Source organism: Hymenobacter metallicola (assembly GCF_004745645.1).
Taxonomy (GTDB): Bacteria; Bacteroidota; Bacteroidia; order Cytophagales; family Hymenobacteraceae; genus Hymenobacter; species Hymenobacter metallicola.
In genome coordinates this window covers 480,069-498,722 of sequence record NZ_SRMB01000002.1, presented here as the reverse complement: position 1 = coordinate 498,722, position 18,654 = coordinate 480,069, and the positions used below count along the sequence as shown (strand labels likewise).

Annotated in this window: 10 protein-coding genes; 2 read left to right on the top strand and 8 right to left on the bottom strand. The window is 57.9% G+C overall.

The annotated features are described in order from the left end of the window. Positions 1–111: 111 nt before the first annotated feature. Positions 112–1,005 (top strand): YicC/YloC family endoribonuclease, encoded by an 894-nt coding sequence (locus E5K02_RS12885; protein WP_135395188.1) that lies wholly within the window; start codon positions 112–114, stop codon positions 1,003–1,005. Positions 1,006–1,336: 331 nt separating this feature from the next. After that, positions 1,337–1,879, top strand: a complete 543-nt coding sequence (locus tag E5K02_RS12880) for a hypothetical protein (protein ID WP_135395187.1) — start codon at positions 1,337–1,339, stop codon at positions 1,877–1,879. Positions 1,880–1,988: 109 nt separating this feature from the next. On the opposite strand, the gene E5K02_RS12875 is transcribed toward E5K02_RS12880, so the two are convergent. The 8 genes from E5K02_RS12875 to gatA all read right to left on the bottom strand — a co-directional run bounded on the left by E5K02_RS12875 (position 1,989) and on the right by gatA (position 18,650). Beyond that, on the bottom strand, positions 1,989–3,290 hold the full coding sequence (locus E5K02_RS12875) for a M28 family metallopeptidase (RefSeq protein WP_135395186.1): 1,302 nt from the start codon (positions 3,288–3,290) through the stop codon (positions 1,989–1,991). An 11-nt stretch (positions 3,291–3,301) separates the two neighbouring features. Beyond that, complete coding sequence (locus E5K02_RS12870; protein ID WP_135395185.1) at positions 3,302–3,709, bottom strand: VanZ family protein; 408 nt, start codon at positions 3,707–3,709, stop codon at positions 3,302–3,304. Between the two features lie 10 nt (positions 3,710–3,719). Then, complete coding sequence (gene gcvH / locus E5K02_RS12865; RefSeq protein ID WP_135395184.1) at positions 3,720–4,100, bottom strand: glycine cleavage system protein GcvH; 381 nt, start codon at positions 4,098–4,100, stop codon at positions 3,720–3,722. Between the two features lie 184 nt (positions 4,101–4,284). Continuing rightward, positions 4,285–11,808, bottom strand: coding sequence for a T9SS outer membrane translocon Sov/SprA (gene sov / locus E5K02_RS12860; RefSeq protein WP_240737272.1), 7,524 nt, complete (start codon positions 11,806–11,808; stop codon positions 4,285–4,287). Between the two features lie 24 nt (positions 11,809–11,832). Continuing rightward, positions 11,833–12,438, bottom strand: a complete 606-nt coding sequence (gene ruvA, locus E5K02_RS12855) for a Holliday junction branch migration protein RuvA (protein WP_135395183.1) — start codon at positions 12,436–12,438, stop codon at positions 11,833–11,835. A 231-nt stretch (positions 12,439–12,669) separates the two neighbouring features. Beyond that, a complete protein-coding gene (locus E5K02_RS12850) occupies positions 12,670–14,940 on the bottom strand; it encodes an NADP-dependent malic enzyme (RefSeq protein ID WP_135395182.1) in 2,271 nt (756 codons plus the stop codon). A 297-nt stretch (positions 14,941–15,237) separates the two neighbouring features. After that, a complete protein-coding gene (locus E5K02_RS12845) occupies positions 15,238–17,211 on the bottom strand; it encodes a LysM peptidoglycan-binding domain-containing protein (protein ID WP_135395181.1) in 1,974 nt (657 codons plus the stop codon). Further along, positions 17,211–18,650, bottom strand: coding sequence for an Asp-tRNA(Asn)/Glu-tRNA(Gln) amidotransferase subunit GatA (gene gatA / locus E5K02_RS12840; protein WP_135395180.1), 1,440 nt, complete (start codon positions 18,648–18,650; stop codon positions 17,211–17,213). The genes E5K02_RS12845 and gatA overlap by 1 nt, the downstream gene beginning before the upstream one ends. Positions 18,651–18,654 lie beyond the last annotated feature (4 nt).

The window sequence follows — 18,654 nt, the reverse complement described above, 5'->3', positions numbered from 1 at the left end:
AATATTTCGACAACATTACGCTTATGTTATTCCCAGGGGTACATATACATACTATGTTGAAAACCATTACTTTTGCACCCGCTTTCACCCGACCCTCTTTCCCTGTTCTCCATGCTTTTGTCCATGACCGGTTACGGCATCGCACACCGCGAAACCGACCGTTATTCGGCCACGGTCGAAATCAAATCGTTGAATTCCAAAACGCTAGATTTGAGCCTGCGTTTGCCTCGCTTTCTGCAGGATCGGGAGTTGGAACTTCGAAATCTTATAACCAAAACCCTGGTTCGCGGTAAAGTCAACTTAAATTTTGACTTCGTGCGGCCCCGTAGCGCAATCCGCCCCAGCGCCGCACTCAACCAGGAAGTCCTGCTCGCCGCCTACCGGGAACTGGAAAAGGCCGCCGAGCTGGTTGGCGCCCCTAAGGACCAGCTTTTTGCCCTGGCCTTAACTATGCCCGGTGTGTTGCAGGTTCCGACTGAGGCGGCCGTCGCCGAGGAAGAAGAGGAGATAAGCTGGGAGGAATTGCTTCCACTCGTAACCGAATCACTCGAGCGAGTCAATCAGTTTCGTCACGACGAAGGCCAAACGCTGACTACCGAAATCATCGGGTATGTAAGACGGATTCAGGAGTTTTTAACCGAGGTAGAACGCCACGACCCTAGTCGCATCGAGCAAGTCCGCCTGCGTCTGCAGCAGCATCTGGCCGAGCTTACCAGCCACGAGCAGTTCAACGCCGTGCGTTTCGAGCAGGAGGTGCTATACTATATTGAGAAGCTTGACATTGCCGAGGAAAAGGTGCGTTTAGCCAGTCATTTGCAGTACTTCATCGAAACCGTAGCCCTGCCCGAGCCCAGTGGTAAGAAATTAGCCTTTATTTCGCAGGAAATTGGGCGCGAAATCAACACAATCGGCTCAAAAGCAAATGATTCAACGGTTCAGCACCTCGTCGTAGGAATGAAAGAGGAGCTCGAGAAAATCAAGGAGCAGATCAACAATATTCTCTAAGTCCAGTTGCCCACATCTTTCCCGCTGAAGTATGTAGAATTGAACTTTTGACATAAATTTTGGTATAGTTGTATGGCTATGCCTGAGATGAAAAATTTATATAGTCTTCGAGGACATCCAGAAATGTATATTTTCCGTAAATGCCCTCTACAAGCTTAAAACCAGGTTTTAGCGACTGTTAAAGCCGGTAGAAGCTTTCGAAGTGAATTATTTTCGAATGAAAATTTGCAGCTTCAGATTTTCTGCGTAAATTGTGTTATCCGAACAGAGTGACTGCTCAACATTCGGAGTTTTCTTACCCTTGAATTCCATGTTTTTTTCAGCCAATCCTATGAAAAAAGCCTTACTAGCCCCCGTACTCTGCCTGACGCTGTTGCTGACGGCATTCCGTCCTTTCGCCGAGGTGGAAATGATTAAAAAGCGTGTTCTCAGTGAGCGGGTTGAAATCTTGATTCCGAAGGGTTTCGAGGTGATGAGCGAGCAGCAGATGGACTTTAACTATGCTAAAGCCCAGAGCCGCCCGAGCGTTATCTATACCAACAACAAAGAAGCCAGCATCGCCTTCACCTACACCGATAACACTGCCGATCAGGACATGATCGACATGTACGCTGACAACTTCTACAAGATGTACTCCAAGCAGTACAAGGAGGCGAAGTGGTTCAACAAAGGTGTTAAGGAGATAAACGGCCGTAAAATCGGTTTCATGGAACTGATGAAGCCTGAGTTGGGACACGAAGTGTACAACCTGGTTTTCTTCACCGACGTGGAAGGCAAACTGCTGATGTGCAATTTCACCTGCGCCGACCGTCAGAAGCCGGAGTGGGAAGCCGTAGCCAAGCAAATCATGTCTTCGTTCAAGTCGAACGGCTAAGCCTTCGTCAGAGCTAGACATCGTATAGTTTAACAATCCTGGAATTGTCGGTCTTCGGGCAGACAGTTTCAGGATTGTTGCGTTTTGCTCAGATTAGCCAAATCTGAGCTTATTGGCGCGAAGTCAAGGAGTCAAAGAAGCGGACAACGAGTTGAAAAACCCCCGAAAAGGCCGTTAAAGGCAGAGCTTCGGGACGGTCATCCACATCGTGATAGGCCTTGCTGCCTCCGCGGGTATAAAGAAAGAAGGCAGGCACACCTTGCTCCGAAAAGGGGTGATGGTCGGAGTTAGCTGCCCGGCCCCGGGCGGCCACGTTTGCTACATACTTATACCGGGTATTAAGCTGTGCCAGGGTCTTGTAAGCATCCTCTAGAATACGACCATTTACGACCGTAATTCCATCTTGACCGGTGCCTGCCAAATCAAGGTTCATCAAAAACCGGATGCGAGCCAGGGGGAAAAGCGGGTGGTGCACAAAATAGGAGGAGCCTAACAATCCCGCTTCTTCGGCGCCGAAGGCCATAAATACAACCGAGTAGGCCGGCTGGTTGCCGGGCTTAGCGTAATGCGCAGCCAGTTCCAGCAGCAGCGAGGTACCACTAGCATTGTCATTGGCGCCCGGAAAGTAAGTTGCCTTGCCCATGCGCCCCAGGTGGTCGTAATGGGCGGAGACGACCAGAAAAGAGTCGGGCTGCACGCGGCCGGGGACGTAGCCGATAATATTCTGGGTTCGGTAATTGGTAGCCAAAACAGCATCAACTCGGATGGTGGCTTGTTTGCTTTGGGCAGGCCACCGACTGGCTACTACCTGAAGTCGGGGCTGGGTTTTCTGCTCTGACGCCACAGATGCCGTGAGCTTGTCGGGAACCAGGGTGATTAAGGCCGCCGCTTGGTTTAAGTGCTGAGCGAAGGAGTCGGGGAGTGTGCGAATGCGCTCCGCGTCGCGCTGGTGCATAAGCAGCACGTGCCCCTGCAGGCTACGGGCCAGGAACTGCTGTCCAGCCGTTTCATTTGTAAAAATAAGCGTGTCGAGCACGGTAATGGCCCTGGTGAGTTTGCCCCGACCAGAAGCAGGTTCCAGAATGAAGTCGGTCCCGGGCACTAGGGCTTTTCCATCAACCTGCAGTTGGCAGGTGTTGGGAAACGTATTAATCGTTATGGGAAAATGTTGGGCGTACTTGGGCGTAAACGATGATAACCCTAATTCCCGAAAACGGTGCCGAATAAAGGCTGCTGCCCGCTGGTCGCCTTTGCTGACGTAACCTCGGCCGTGCATAGCAGGAGAAGCCAGGGTGGTAATAGTGGCCCGGGCCCGCCCCATATCCTGGGCATCAGTACCAGCCGGAATAGCAAGGACCGTGGCAATGCTCAGTAATCGAAAGGCTACTTCGGGAGTGCGGGCTCGGGGCATACGGAAGACGGTTAAAGCCACCAGCGGCGGCAGGCGCGGGCTAGCAACAAACCGGCTGCCGTGCCGATGCCATCACTAATCACATCGGACCATTCGCCATGGCGGCCTAGATCCATGGTAATCTGTAACAGCTCAATGAAGGCGCCTAGTAGCAGCCCCTCAACTAAGACGAGGGCAAAGGCCTGCCGCTGGCGCCAGAGGTAGCGGATTTGACGGACGCTAGAGAAATAACTAAGAGCGGCCAGCACAAAAAAAACAAAGGCATGGGCAGCCGTGTCGAAGGAGAGAAGCTCCCACGGTGGTACGGCCGGCATGTCTTTCGCAGGCGTAAGGGTAAGCAAAAAAATCAGCGCCGCCCACGCCAAGGGCAGAGCTACGAAAGCCCGGCGACGTGGCGAAGGCGGCGCGGAAGACAGCACAACGAACGAATTAAGCGCCGATCAGTTCACCGTAGCTTTCAGCAGTCAGGAGGGCATCAATCTCAGCGGGGTTGGAGAGTTGCATCTTGATCATCCAGCCGTCGCCGTAGGGGTCCGAGTTTACGGTTTCGGGGCTGCTGTCGAGCTTGTCATTGATTTCTACCACCGTGCCCGATACTGGGCTAAACAGGTCAGAAACTGTCTTAACGGCTTCTACGGTACCGAAAATCTCGTTTTGGGCTACTTCTTTGTCGAGCGTATCAATGTCTACATACACAATGTCGCCAAGCTCTTTCTGGGCGTGGTCGGTGATGCCGATATAAGCAATGTCGCCTTCCACACGAATCCATTCGTGCTCTTTGGTGTACTTCAGATTAGCGGGGAGATTCATGGGGTATTGGTTTGGTAGGAAAGAAATGCAGGCCTCGGGGGCCCGGGGCCAAAAGTACGCGTTGGTATGCGAAATGGCTAAAAGCAAATCCAGGCAAATTGCCTGATGGGTAAAAAAACAGCCACCGGCTTCGGGGAAGACCAGTGGCTGAAAGCTGTGAAACCAGGAAATGCTACTCCTTGGCTTACTGCGATAAGCTGTAACGAAGTTGCAGGCCCCCCTCGGTAGCCGAGTTGCGGAATGAGTTCTGCACCCGCGGATCAGTGACGGTGCGGGAGAAGAAGATCTGCAGGTTCAGGCGCTGATTCAGGATGTAGTCGATGGTGGGGCGTAGCTGCAGCTGGCGGGTGCCGTTGGTCGTAAGACCCCGGGGACGACCCGCATTGCCGCCATTGCCGCCCGTCAAATCATCTTCGACATCTTCAATCGTGCGCTGAATCGTGGTGTTGTCCCGAATCGACAGGTCGAGGCGGGCGGTGAGTTCATTCTTCAGAATGCGCTGCTCGCCGCCTAATCGGAAAGGAATTTTCAGACGGTTGGTAGCATAGCCGAAGCCAACCACCAACTCCTGGGAGTGAAGCTCGGTTACCTGGGCATTGGTCGTGTTCAGCACGATATTACGCTCAGTGCGCAGCTCCAGACGACCGGTTACTTTCTGCAGGGTCTGGAAGTTTAACCCGATCAAAGGAGAAAGGCGCTCGGCAATTGTTACCTGCCCAATCAGGTAGTAAGGAATAAACTGACGGGCCTCGTTCGTTAGGTCGGGCAGCGTATTGGCCGCCGGCTCCTGGCTGTAGACCGTGGAGGTGGTATAACTCGGAATCGTGTAAGTCGAGGCATACGCGTGGTTCAGGGTAATCGAACGGAAGTAACGCTTCATGAACGGCAGCTCCGCCAAGCCATTGTAGTCGATGCGCCAGTTGGGAATGGGCAGCATGGCAAATGGGTTGAAGCGCTTGGCCTTGTAGCCATCCGACGAGCGACCCTGGTAAGCATCAATGAAGGCAGGGATGAGCACGTCCTGGGAATTGTAGCTATACAAGCCACTGGCCTTGTTGGCCTCCTGCAAGCGCTGCCGCACAAAAACCCGGTTTTCTACGAAGCGGTTGAAGGCTTTGGAGATTTCCCCGTTGGCGGTCCGGTCGCCAAACAGTGTTTGGATGGAGATGAAAGAAGTGCTGAACGTGCCCGACGTGAGGGGCAACAGAGGAGCCAGAGAACCGGGGCCGAAGTCCCCAACCTGACGGTCGAAGGGTTCCAGCGTCAGGGTATCGACGGCTAAGCGGTAGAACGTTTCGCGGTTGCGAACCCGCTGCCAACGGCCATCGAGCTGAATGTTAAAGTCGCGGAAAGGCTCCAGGGCCGTGCGAAGCGTAAGATTCTCCGTCAGCAGGGAGCTGAGTGGCGTGTTCAACAAGTCACTCCGATTCGTGTACCAGCCGCGGGAGCTGGCCCGGTCGTAGAGTTCCTGCAGCTCATACTGCTTACCCAGTACGAAAGGCAAGCCGGGTGCGTCGAAGTCATCATTCAGACCAAAGAAGCGGGTACCCGGCAGGTAGCCCGGCAGCAAAGTGCCGGTGCTACGAGTGTAGGTAAAGTTCAGGGACCGGGCCGTCATTAAGGAACGGAGCACGGCCTTGAGAGCCCGCAGCTCGGGCCCCTTCGCCGAATCCTGCGGGGCCGCAGCCTGGTCCCCGCTCTGTGGCTGGCCTACGCCGGGCGGTGTCAGGGTGCCTTTGCGGACAGGGTTCCGGTCCGGCTTCTGGCCGGGCGGCGGGGCGTTGTTGATGATGTTGAGGAAGCGCACCTTGTTGTAGAGCTTCACCAGATCGATGCGGCCGTTGGCACTGATTTCCGCGTTGTTCTGAATCGTGTTGCCCAGGCTTACTTCCTTGGTCGCGCTGCTATCCGGCTGGGTGGGGTACAAGGGTGCCCGTAGCGCGGTAGAAGCGGCCTGCCAGGTATAGTTGGCCGCGTAGCGAGTATCGGCCGACAGCCAGTCGGTCAGCGGGAACTTGTCGAGGGGCAGACGGTAGGTAAGCGCGACGGTCTGGTTGAAGTTGGTCGTACGACCACCCCGCCGGAACAGGTTGTCGCGCAGCATCTGGCGGTTGGCTTCCGAAACGGGGTCATCTCCCAACGTCGGGCCGGCGCCTTCATCAATTACCGCCCGGTTATTGGCTGTATAGTCGAAGATCAGGCTCTTGGTCAAATCCCACTTCAGGTCGTAAATCCGGTTGAAGAAGAAGCTCTTCTGGTAGATTGGGGCAATACCGTCGATGGTTGGTACCTGGCCGGGCTGAAGGGTGCGCTGCAGCTGCCGCTCGTTGTAGCGCCGGTCCAGGTCGGCCCGGAAGGCAAAACGGCTGGGCAGCGGGGTGAAGTTCAGATCCTGGAAAATCTTGAGGTAGGGCGAATCCAAGGCCTTCACTTTCGCCAGCGGCGTGTAGTTCTTCGGGGTCGTCTGATACACGTAGGCCAGCGCGCCGGTATAGGTCTTGGTATAGTCCCGGTCGGTGCGGATATCAGTGTGCAAACGCTCGGTCAGGGCATAGCTGACGGCGAAGTTCTCGATATCGTAGGGGCGCACCTTCTTCTCGGGGTTGAGGCGCTCTTTCCGGACGTTGAGCAGACTGATACTTCGACTACTGGTCTGGTCGATGACTTCCTTGCGGTACGCCGCCTTTTCCTCGTTCGACTCAAACTTCTGGAGCGACTGTTCCAGCTTGGTATCGGGGTCGAGAGGGTCGTATTGGGGGCTGCGGGTTTCCTTGCCAGCCTGCACCAGCACCGGAATCCGCAGGCCCAGCTTTCCGGGCAGCAGCTTGTCGGCGGCTACGGCGGCGTTCAGGTCGCCGCGCATCACGTTGTCGAGGGAGCGTTGCGCTACTTTGTCCTGCAATCCCCCAAAACCCACCGAAGTGAAGCTACCGGTAGCCGTGATGTTGGCCAGGTCGGCCAGTTTGGTGTTGAAGCGCGCCGTGGCGGCCCACCCATTTTCCCGGTCGTAGTCGAACACCCGGAATTCATCGGCCCACAGGCAGAGCGACTTGCTGGCATTGTCATCCTGAGGGTTCAGTATCCCGATCATCACGCCTTGCACGGCGCTGAAATCGGGGTTACCCACGATGGTAATAGTTGTGCCGTTGGCCAGCTGCTTCACGTAGGGCACTTGAAAGTTGCCGGGGTTGTTCCGGTTGCGCTCCGCCTTGGCATCAATGAACTCCTGGAAGGAAATCCGGACCTCGTTTTCCTCGGGCCACACTTCCCGGTCGCTGCGCTGGCCGGGCTGCGTGAATTTCAGGGGCAGCGAGTACTCGTAGTAGTTCTGGGTGTAGTCGGTGCCGATGCGCACAAAGGCCCGCACGGGGGTCGAGCTGTTGCGCACGTTCGGGTCGTCGCTTTCGGCGTGCAGGAACAGGCGCAGCTGCTTGTAGCGCAGCATGCTGATGTTGATGTTCTTGTAGGCCGCCTTGCCCACGCCGTCGCGCAGGTCTTCCACGCACAGGCGCAGCGACTGTTCGTTCTGCTCCCGGTTTACGGTGCTGGAGCCATACTCCTTGTCGCGCTGAATATTCGGGGGCAATACGTACGGAATAGCATCATTCCCGTTGGAGCCCGCCACGCCGTTTTCCTCGATGCTCACGGTTGAAATCGTGAAGGGAGTCCGGTCGTCGCCGCAGTTCACGCAAATCGAGCCGGGTTCGGAAATCGGGCTCAGGAAGCGGCGCCACTGGTTGGCCACAAACTGGGGCTGCACCAGGCGCAGGACCACGGGCTGCTCCCAGCCGGTGAGGTACATGCGCACGAAGCGAATGGATTTGAAGCCAAACTCCTTGCCGTCGTTGCCGCGCACGGCCGAGGGCTGGCGAATCGGAATGCGGAACTGGTACCAGTTTACCTGGTTGCCATTCTTGGAGGCCGTTACCTTATCGACGATGTAGTTCTGGCCCACTTCCATTTGGTTGGGGCGCAGCGACATGCGCCACTCGTAGTAACGCTCCGTATCCGAAATAACGTTGTCGCGGTTCAGGTCTTCCTTGTCGGGGAAGGCCGTGGAGCTTAGCTGGCTGTTCTCCTGCGAGTTGCCTTCCATGCCGTTATACTGCTTATAGCGGCCCAGAACCTGGTAATTATTGTTGGTGTAGAAGTCGTCGAGGTGGTGACGGAAGTTGTCGGCCGAAGGGTCGGCTACGTTGCTGTAGGCTCCGGCAAAGAAGGTTTTTTCCTCGTTGTCGTCCAAGCCTTCCAGGCCGATATCCTGCCGGGCCCGGCCGCCGGGTGTAGTGTTGAAGGCATCGGTCAGAAACTGCTGCTTGGTAACCCGGCCCCAAGGGGTTTCGCGGGTGTCCTGGGCCACATCGTTGGGGTTGGTAGGCAAGCCGTTTTCAAACTCGTGCTGGTTGGCGTCGCGCAGCACGTCTTCCGACACGTTGCCCAGGTTGAGGTAAAGTTCACCGCCCGTCGTGTTGTTCGTTGGGTTGGGGTTTTCCGAATCGTCCACCCGGCCCAGGTCGCCGGTGATGAAGGGGTCCATCATCCAGAACTCCATGTACTCGACGTTGGCATTGTCGAAGTCGGTGTCGAAGGTGATTTCCCGGCTGATGCCCGCGTAGTTGTTGCGGTTGAGTCCCAGGTTGTTGGGGTTGAGGAACTTGCCGTCGGCCGAAATGTCCGGGTTGTAGTTGTACTGGCCCCGCTCATTGGGGAAATAGGCCAGGTCCAGGGAATACTCAAAGCCGTTGCCGGTTGCGCCCACGTCCCGGTTCGGGAAGATTTCGGTGCGCTCAATACCCCGCACGTAGTGGTTCTTGAGGGCATTGTCGCTGATGTTACCCGGTTTGCCCGGTCCGCCGGTGTAATAGGTCTGGTCGACGGTGTACCAGGCCAGCTTGGCCCGGTTGTACGAATACCGCCGAGGATCTATCCCGGGGCCCGTCAGGTTTGGAATCAGGGGTAGGGGAGTGGACGACAGGCGCCAGGCCGTAGCGGCGCTGATGCCGCCCAGGGAATAAGGCGTGCGGGCGTTTTCAAAGTCGTCGATATACGACACCCCATCTTCCCCCCGCCCGAGCTTGGACCGGCCGGGCACTAGCTGGGCAATTTCCCCGCTGAAGGCCACCGACGAGGGTTCTTTGGTCGAAATCAGCGGCAGCATGTCCAGGTACTTGGTCAGGGCCCGCGACTCGCGCCGCATGTTCACGTCGAAGCCGTAGATGGTGTTGTTGCCCGGCTCGTCGCCAATGTTGACGCGGTTGATGCCGGGCGCCTGGTTTTCGAGCAGGTGGAGCACGGTCGCGCCGAAGTTGATGTCCTGGTTCAGACGGTAGTCGAACCGGGCCCCGAGGAGCTTGCGGGGCTGCACCTGCACCAGGGCATTCTTCTCAAAGGATATCTTCAGCTCGTTGGCCGAATTCAGGTAGCTTGGGTTGAGAATTTTAACCTTAGCCTGGTCGTAGAACACCTGGTAGTCGCGGCCTTCTTCCAGCAGCGTACTACCCGAGGTGACGCGCACCGAGCCTTCGGCAATGCCAAGGCCGGGTAGGTTGATTTCGTCGGTAGCCGTAGCCTGAAAGCGGCCCCGCAGGAAGAACTTGTCTTTTTCCTGGCGCTGCTGGGCGTCGCTCTGGGTTTGGTTGTAGAGCTCCTGGTACACGTACTTACGCGCCAGCTCCCGTTCCACCTGCGCATTGCCGCCAGCGGCCCCAGTCGTGTCGAACTGGGCGCGCAGGTAACTGCCGAAGGGCTCAACTACCGGGAAGATGATTTTACCCAAGTCGGGGTCGATGGTCGTGCCGGGGAAGTAGTCGAAGTTGCCGTCCGGGTTCTGGTCGTTGTTGGGGTTTACGTTGTCCAGATTCAGTACCTCCACCAGGGGCCGGTTGGCCAGCTTCTGGCCTTCCTTCAGCGAGATAAGGTCGACGCCAGTCTGGTCGTCTTTGTAAACGATCTGCAGCTGGAAGTTGTCCCGGTTGAGCTGGCTGGCGTTCAGGGAATAGATGTTTTTCATCATCAAGTCCCAGGTCGGCAGATTGCGCGAAGCCAGGTTAGGGTTGAGCGGGTTCAGGTTAGGCTCGGCCAGGCCCACGCCGGGGTTCGTCGCCTTCAGCATCTTCAGGTAGAGTACCTGATCCTGGCGGACCTGGGTGTTGTTAGTCGAAATCTCCCCAACCGTATACGTCTTGCCGTTGTAGGTATACTGATACGCCACGGCCAGCACCTGCTCCGGCAGCAGAGGCGTGTTGAGGGAAAGGTAGCCTAGCTGAGCATTGAAGGTGTATTCCCGCGCGTTCAGCAGCCGGGCCCGCACCCGTTCGTAGTCGATGGTTTTTACCAGGCCCTTCGTATTCTGCAGGTAGTCATCCACCTTCTCATTGTCGCGGGCATTGTCGCCGCCATTGGTGACTACGTCGCGGTACTCGGGGTTGGCCTCGTTATCGGCCGGTTGCCGGCTGATGCTGCGCTGAAACTGGGGGCGGTACACGCGCACGGGCTCAGCCACGTCCATCAGGGACACCACGTTGCGCAGGTTGTCGCTCTGGCGGTTGTCGTTGGTAACGTAGACCTCGATGTAGTTGATTTCTACCCCCGATTGAATCGTGGGCAGGTTGCGCAGGGTAGCGTCGTACCGGTCGCGGAAAAACTGCGAGAGGAAGAAGTGCCGGTCCCGCTCGTACTGGCTCGACTTGATTTCGAAGTTGCGACTCTGAGCACCGTTCTGCACACTCACCGCGTCGGCGGTACCACGCAGGGTGCTGGCTACGGCCGTTACGGCCAGCTTGCCGAACTGCAGCTGGGTTTTCACCCCAAACAGGTTCTGCCCGCCCTGAATCAGGGAGTTGTTCAACGGTAGGCTCACGTTGCCCAGCTCTACTTTGCGAATGATTTCGGTTTCGTAGCCCGTGTAGTCGAGCTTCATGTTGTTCTCGAAATCAAAGGCGGCCTTGGTGTCGTAGTTGAAGGTGAGCCGCAGTTTCTCCCCGATCTGGCCGGTGAGGTTGAGGTTCATGTTCTGCTCGTACTGAAAGTCGCCGATGCGCTGCTGCCGCAAGGTCAACGTCGGGTTGAGGTTGCGGTTGAAGCGCGCCCCCATACGCAGGGTCACGGCACCGTTGGGCCGAATATCGACGTAGCTGCCCCCAAAGAGGCGGTCGGCCATGGGGCCCAGGTAAATTTTGGGAATCAGGCGGCGGTTTTCGGGCGTGTTTTCGTCGCCGGCTACCCCGCCGGCCGAGCGGGTGCGGAAATAGCTGCGAATGGCTTCGCGCTGCTGCCACTCGGAATAGTCCCGGAAACTCAGGCGGCTAGGGTCGCGAAAATCAATGTCAGTCCCAACCTTTTCCCGTACATCGTAGTATTCTAAACTGTCGTCGGGCGTAACCTGCAGGTTCACGTTCGAGGGAATGTCCAGAATCAGGGGCGACTGCCGCCGCTGGGGCCCAAACGGCGAGCCGGGCCGATCCTCCGGATCAACCTTGGGGCGCCGGCTAGGCCGGTAGCGGCTCGTGTCGGGCAGCACGGTCCGGGGGGTATCGGGAGCAAGGGTCAGGCGGGCCAGCCGGCCGGACTTAGGCAGCCAGGCCCACAGCTGACGCAAGGCAAACGGACCGGCTCCGGTAGGTGCCGCCTGTGACCACCAGGCCAGCAAAGACGCGACAACAACTACCGTAACGGTGAGGGACTTCTTACCGGAGTTCAAGTGTAACAAGCAGACGCGGGGCCAGGTAAAATTCTAATGAGACTTCAGCGCAAATTTAATTAGTTCCTCCACGCTCAGCTCGTTGCCGTGCTTCTGCTGGATCTGGTCCAGGTTCTTCTCGGCAGCTGCGCGGGCAAAGCCCAAAGTCACTAATGCCGCTAACGCTTCGGCTCGGTTCGTATTGTGCGCCCGTGCCAGGGGCACGGTATCGACGCCCGCTTTGCTGAGCAACTCGTCTTTGCGCAGCTTGTCGCGCAGCTCCAGAATCACGCGCTGCGCCGTTTTAGGTCCTACGCCCTTGATGCTCTGAATCGAGCGGACATCCTCGTTGACAATGGCGTGGCGGATTTCGCCCACCGACATCGACGACACCATCATAATACCCGTACCCGGACCGATACCCGACACCGAAATCAGGTGCATGAACAAGGCTTTCTCATTCGGGTCGAGGAAGCCGTACAGGGCCTGGGCATCTTCCTTAATGTGCTGGTAGGTGTAAATCTTGGCTTTCTCGCCCTCACCCGGGAGTTTGGAGTACGTAGCCAGGGAAATTTTAATCTCGTAGCCCACCCCGTTCACGTCCATAACGGCCATGGTGGGGTCTTTGTAAGCTAGTTTTCCGTCGATGTATGCAATCATGCAGGCAAGCTAAGAATAAGAAACTGAACGCGGCAGCAATTAAGCTATGGTAGGATAGCAATACTACCATGCAAGCTCAACCGAAGGGCTGCGGAAAAGGCAACACCCGCCGCGGGGTTTTCTATCCCGAAATTACTGGGTTTTTCCACTAAAAAACGGGATGTTTCCGCCGTTTTACCGGACCGGAAACATCCCGTTTTCGGAATGCTTAACGATTTTATAATCCTGCTGCTACAGGGGCTTGCTGTACGTCTGCGCGTCGACGACGGCAATGGCGGTCATGTTCACGATTTCGCGGACTGAGGCCCCGAGCTGCAGAATGTGTACCGGCTTGCGCATGCCCATCAGCACGGGCCCGATAACCTCGGCCCCGCCGATTTCCTGCAGCACCTTGTAGGCAATGTTGCCCGATACCACGTTGGGGAAAATGAGCGTGTTGGCACCTTTCTCGGCTAGCTCACTAAAGGGGTACTGCTCGCGCAGCAGGTCGGGGTTCAGGGCCGTGTTGGCCTGCATTTCGCCGTCGAGCAGCAGGTCGGGGTAGCGCTTTTTGGCTAGCTCAGTCGCCTGCCGGGCCTTGTCGGGCAGGGGGCCGGGGTTGGAGCCGAAGTTGGAATAGCTTAGCACGGCCACGCGGGGCTCGGTGTCGAAGAAGCGCACGGTGCGGGCCGAGAGGCCGATGATGTCCACCATTTCCTCGGCCGTGGGGTCGATGTTCACGGTAGTATCGGCGAAGAAGAACGGGCCCTTGCGGTGCTGGATGATGTACATACCCGCCACGCGTTTCACCCCGTCTTCCACCCCGATAACCTGCAGGGAAGGCAGGATGCTCTTGCCGTAGTCTTTGCTCAGACCGGTGATGAAGGCGTCGGCCTCGCCGGTTTCGAGCATCATCGAGCCGTAGTAGTTTCGCTCGCGCAGCAGGCGGCGGCCTTCGTAAAGGGTGATGCCGCGGCGCTGGCGCTTGCGGAAAATCAGCTCGGCGTACTCGTCGCGCTTGGCGTCTTCCTCCAGTATGTCGATAATCTGGCAGCCGTCCAGGTCGAGGCTGTTGGCGCTGGCAATGGCCTCAATTTTCTTGCGGTTGCCCAGCAGAATCGGTACGGCAATACCTTCGTCGTAAACAATCTGGGCGGCCTTGAGAATCTTGTAGTTGTCGCCTTCGGCAAAGACCACGCGCTTGGGGTTGGCCTTGGCCGCGCTGGTAATGCGGTTCATCAGCTTCTGGTTTACACCCAGGCGGCTGCGCAGCTCGTCCTCGTAGGCCAGCCAGTCGGTGATTTCGCGGCGGGCTACTCCGCTGGCCATGGCGGCTTTGGCCACGGCCACGCTCACGGTGGTTATCAGGCGGGGGTCGAGGGGCTTGGGAATAAGGTAGGTGCGGCCGAAGGTGAGAGTATTGTCGCCGTAGGCCTTGTTTACCATGTCGGGCACGGGCTCTTTAGCTAGCTCGGCCAGGGCCTGCACGGCGGCCAGCTTCATGGCTTCGTTGATTTCGGTGGCCCGCACGTCCATAGCCCCCCGGAAGATGTAGGGGAAGCCCAGCACGTTGTTTACCTGATTGGGATGGTCACTGCGGCCAGTAGCCATGATGATGTCGGGCCGGGTGGCCAGAGCCAGCTCGTACACGATTTCCGGGTCGGGGTTGGCCAGGGCAAACACAATGGGGTTGTCGGCCATCTTCAACAGCAGATCGGCGGGCAGCACATTGGCCGCCGATAAACCCAGGAATACATCCGCGCCTTCCATGGCTTCGGCCAGGGTAGTAACCGAGCTGCTGGTAGCAAACTGCATCTGCAGCTCGGCCAGGTCGGTGCGGTGCTGGTTGATAACGCCGTCCTTGTCGAACACCGTCACGTTTGCCACATTCAGGCCCAGCTCCCGGTAGAGGCGCAGGCAGCTGATAGCCGCTGCGCCCGCGCCGCTCACGACGAGTTTAATCTCCCTGATGTCCTTGCCTACTACTTCCAGGGCGTTGAGCAGGGCTGCCGACGAAATAATGGCCGTGCCGTGCTGGTCGTCGTGCATCAGCGGAATCGACATCTGCTCCCGTAAGGCCTTTTCAATCACGAAGCATTCCGGAGCCTTGATGTCTTCCAGGTTGATGCCGCCAAACGTGGGTTCCAACGACTTAACGATGCGCACAAACTCTTCGGGGTCGGTCGAGTCGATTTCAATGTCGAAGCAGTCGAGGCCGGCGAATTTCTTGAACAGTACGCCCTTGCCTTCCATAACGGGCTTGGAGGCATCGGGGCCGATATTGCCCAGGCCCAGCACGGCCGTGCCGTTGGAAATCACCCCGACCAAGTTGCCTTTGGCCGTATATTTATATACGTCGTCTTTATTGGCGGCAATGGCTTTGCAGGGCTCAGCCACGCCGGGCGAGTAGGCCAGGGCCAAATCGAGTTGGGTGCTGACGGGCTTAGTGGGGACTACCTCAATCTTACCGGCGGGGCTTTGTTCGTGGTAGTTGAGGGCGTCCTGTTTGTTTATTTTGAGCATACGGGCGGAGCAATAAATGAGGGGTTGCTACAAAGCAAGTAAGCAAGTTGGGGCGAAATCAGCCGGAATCAAAGCCCAGTAGCCCGCTACTGCTCTACCACAACCCAGGAGCTACTCCACGAGCTTGGCAGAAATCAAACCGTCCTGCCTACCTCTGCTACACGCGCAGCATGGCCGACAGGACGTTCTTAGTACCTCAGCGGCACCTAGCTAGGAGCTTGAGGCAACCAACTCATTGTGGCCCCAGCTTCAGCAGGACAAAAGCGGACTGCTTGATGAAACGGGGCAAACGAAATATTATCCCTGCACCAGCAGCTTTTGCCCTGGTTTTACCTCGTCCGACTTTAGGTGGTTGAGCTTACGCAACTGCTCAACGGTAATGCCCTGATAGCGGCGGGAAATGTTGTAGAGGGTGTCGCCGGGCTGTACTAGGTGTACTTTGGGGGCCGGCAGCGGTTCAGTCCGGGTGGCGGGTGGCGCTGGGGTGCGGCGGGCTACAGTCTTAGCCGCCGCCGCTTCCTCTTCGGTAGGGGCTCGGAACAGCAGCTTTTGCCCGGGCAGTACGGCTTCGGTTTCGAGGCTGTTCCAGGTCATCAGTTGCGCTACTGTCACGCCCCGCTCCCGGGCCAGCCGGCTCAGGTTGTCGCCCTTGCGCACGGTGTACTCGGCGGGTAGGCTGTCATCGGTAGCCTCGTGGGCCACTTTGGGTTCCGTTGGGGCCTCCCGTTCCCGGCTGTTGCGGGCGGCGCGGCTGGGCGCGGCTGCCACGGTCTTTTCTACCTCGGCCGGAGCCGGCTCCGCCGTACTGCTGACCTCAACGGCGGGAGTACTCTTGGCCGGCTTGGCACTAGCAACTTCCTTTTCCGCCGCTTCTTTCGCTGCCTTCTCACCGGGCAGCGGCAACTTAGTCGGCACCGTAGCCTTGCGAACAGCTACCACTGGAGCTGCCGTATCGGTTGTTTCCACGGGTACAAACACCACAAGCTGTTGCTTAGGAATAAGCGCTTTGCCACGGCGAAGCTTATTCCAGCGCAAAATCTGGGCTTGGCTCACATCGTAGCGGGCAGCAACATCGGCTACACTTTCCCCACGGCGCACGGAGTGCCGTACCCGGCGGTACTTGGGTTTGTCGGCCGCCGCTTTTTCAGCGGCCGCTACCGCCGTGGCGGCTGAGTCAGCAGGGGGCAGGCCCGGTACCAGGGGCGTGATTGGGCGGGGAGGGGGCAGTACTACTTTGCAGAAGTCCAGTACCGTGTTGCGGTCCAGTAGAGCCATTTCCGTCCGGACGCAGGCCGGAATGGTTAGCTTATAGTCGCGGACGGTTTCGGGCAGGTAGGTTTTCCGAATCTCCGGGTTGTAACGAGCCAAGGCGGCTGAGTCGAGGCCAAACTGCGCGGAAAGCTTACGTAAATCGAGGCTGCGGCCCGAAATCAGCAGGGTGTCCGTGGCCTCGGGATACTGGTAGCGCAGCGAGTCGTTGTGTAAGCCGTGTTCCTTGGCGTACTGCAGCGTATACATGGCTGCTGTAAAGGTGGGCACGTAGTTGCGCGTTTCCTTGGGCAGATGCGGATACAACTCCCAGAAAGTACGCTTGCCGGTGCGTTTAATGGCCCGCTGCACGTTGCCACCGCCCCAGTTGTAGGCCGCCATTACCAGTTCCCAGTCGCCAAACATGCGGTACAGGTCGCGCAGGTACTTGCAGGCTGCCTCCGTCGACTTCTCCGGATTCATCCGCTCGTCGATATACTCGTTCTGTAGCAGGCGCATGTCGCGCCCCGTCGGGCCCATAAACTGCCACAATCCCACGGCCCCCACCCGGGAGCGGGCAGTGGGCAGCAAAGCCGATTCTACCACGGCCAGATACTTCAGGTCCTGGGGCAGGTGGTATTTGGCCAAGTACTTCTCAAACAGCGGGAAGTACAGGTTCTGCCGCTCCAGAATACGCTGGGTATAGCTGCGGTTGCGCAAGGTGAAGTAATTCACAAAGCTCATCACCGTGCCGTTGAACACATGCGGCATGTCGGTATCGAGGCAGCTGACCCGGTCCCCGACCAAGTCGCGCAACTCGGGTGGCGTTTGCAGCCACACCAGGCGAGCCGAGTCGATGGCCGTTCCCAGGGAGTCGAGCGGCTGGATAAGCTGCACGCGGGTACTATCGTCGGTGCGCGTGCCGGCCTGATTCAGTTCGGGTTGTATTTGCGCCGCCCCAGAATGGGCAGCAACAGCCAGGAGCAGAAAGGGGGCGGCAACGCGCAGCAACGACTTTTTCATCAGGGAATAGCTGGAGTGAGGGATTCCGTGAGTGAGTTGGCAAAGGCCAGCAGATGCTCTTCGCGGAACGCACCGCTGAGTACCTGCAAGCCAATCGGTAGGCCGGCCGAGTCAACGCCGGCCGGTACGGAAATAGCCGGTACGCCGGCCAAAGAAGCCTGTACGGTGAAAATGTCGGCCAGATACATAGCCAAAGCATCCTTCTGATTTTCACCGATGCGGAAGGCCGTAGTGGGCGTGGTAGGCAGGACCAGAAAATCGTACTGCCGCAGGAGCTCGTCGGTCGTATCCTTAATCAGGCGGCGCACGCGCTGGGCCTTGGTATAGTAGGCATCGTAGTAGTCAGCCGACAGCACGAAGGTGCCGAGCAGAATACGGCGCTGCACCTCGGGGCCAAAGCCCTGAGCCCGGGTCTTCTTGTAGAGTGACTCCAGATCGGTGGCGTCGGGGGCCCGGTAGCCGTACTTCACCCCGTCGAAGCGGCTCAGGTTGGAGCTGGCTTCGGCCGTGGTTAGAATGTAGTACGAGGGCACGATGTAGTCCAGGTAGGGAAAATCGACGGCATCTACCACGTGGCCCTGGCCGCGCAGGGTGTCGAGGGCTTCTTCCACCGCCGCTTTGATTTCGGGGTTCAAGCCCGGCCGCTCCAGCGTGTCGCGGATGTAACCAATGCGGTAGTGCGGGGCCGGCGTGAGCCGTTCGCTATAAGCCGGCACGGGCTGCTGGCTCACGGTGCTGTCGAAGTCGTCGGGGCCGGCCATCACTTCCAGCAGCAGAGCCGCATCTTCCACCGAGCGGGTCAATGTACCAATCTGGTCAAACGAGGAGGCGTAGGCCACTAAGCCATAGCGCGAAATGCGCGAGTAGGTTGGCTTGAAACCCACAATACCACAAAAAGCCGCGGGCTGGCGCACCGAGCCTCCGGTATCGGAGCCTATAGAGGCCAAACACAAATCGGCCTGTACTGCCACCGCCGAGCCTCCCGAGGAGCCACCGGGTACTCGCTCGGGGTCAATCTCGTTACGGGCCGGTCCAAAATAGGACGTCTCGTTGGAGGCGCCCATGGCAAATTCGTCGCAGTTCTGGCGGCCAATAAGAATGGCGTCCTCATCGAGCAGGCGCTGCACGGCCGTCCCGGTAAAAAGCGACTTGAAGCCGTCCAGGATGTGGCTGCTGCTTTGCAGGGCGTGGTCTTTGTAAGCCAGCACGTCCTTTAATCCGATGACCATGCCAGCCAGCTTTCCGGCCGTACCGGCGGCTAGTTTGGCATCCACGGCATCGGCCTGGGCGCGGGCTTCGTCGGGCCATACTTCCAGAAAAGCATTCAAATGGCTTTTCTTCTGGATGTTATCCAGATAATACTCCACGAGCTGACGGCAGGTGGTAGTGCCTGCCGTCAGCTCGTTGCGAACTTCCGTAAGAGAGGTAAAGCGTCTCAAGTGG

Bases quoted from the DNA above. Each gene is read 5' to 3' on its own strand.
- E5K02_RS12850 (WP_135395182.1), bottom strand. From the start codon at position 14,940: ATGCTCAAAATAAACAAACAGGACGCCCTCAACTACCACGAACAAAGC.
- E5K02_RS12885 (WP_135395188.1), top strand. From the start codon at position 112: ATGCTTTTGTCCATGACCGGTTACGGCATCGCACACCGCGAAACCGAC.
- ruvA (WP_135395183.1), bottom strand. From the start codon at position 12,438: ATGATTGCATACATCGACGGAAAACTAGCTTACAAAGACCCCACCATG.
- E5K02_RS12845 (WP_135395181.1), bottom strand. From the start codon at position 17,211: ATGAAAAAGTCGTTGCTGCGCGTTGCCGCCCCCTTTCTGCTCCTGGCT.
- E5K02_RS12875 (WP_135395186.1), bottom strand. From the start codon at position 3,290: ATGCCCCGAGCCCGCACTCCCGAAGTAGCCTTTCGATTACTGAGCATT.
- gcvH (WP_135395184.1), bottom strand. From the start codon at position 4,100: ATGAATCTCCCCGCTAATCTGAAGTACACCAAAGAGCACGAATGGATT.
- E5K02_RS12880 (WP_135395187.1), top strand. From the start codon at position 1,337: ATGAAAAAAGCCTTACTAGCCCCCGTACTCTGCCTGACGCTGTTGCTG.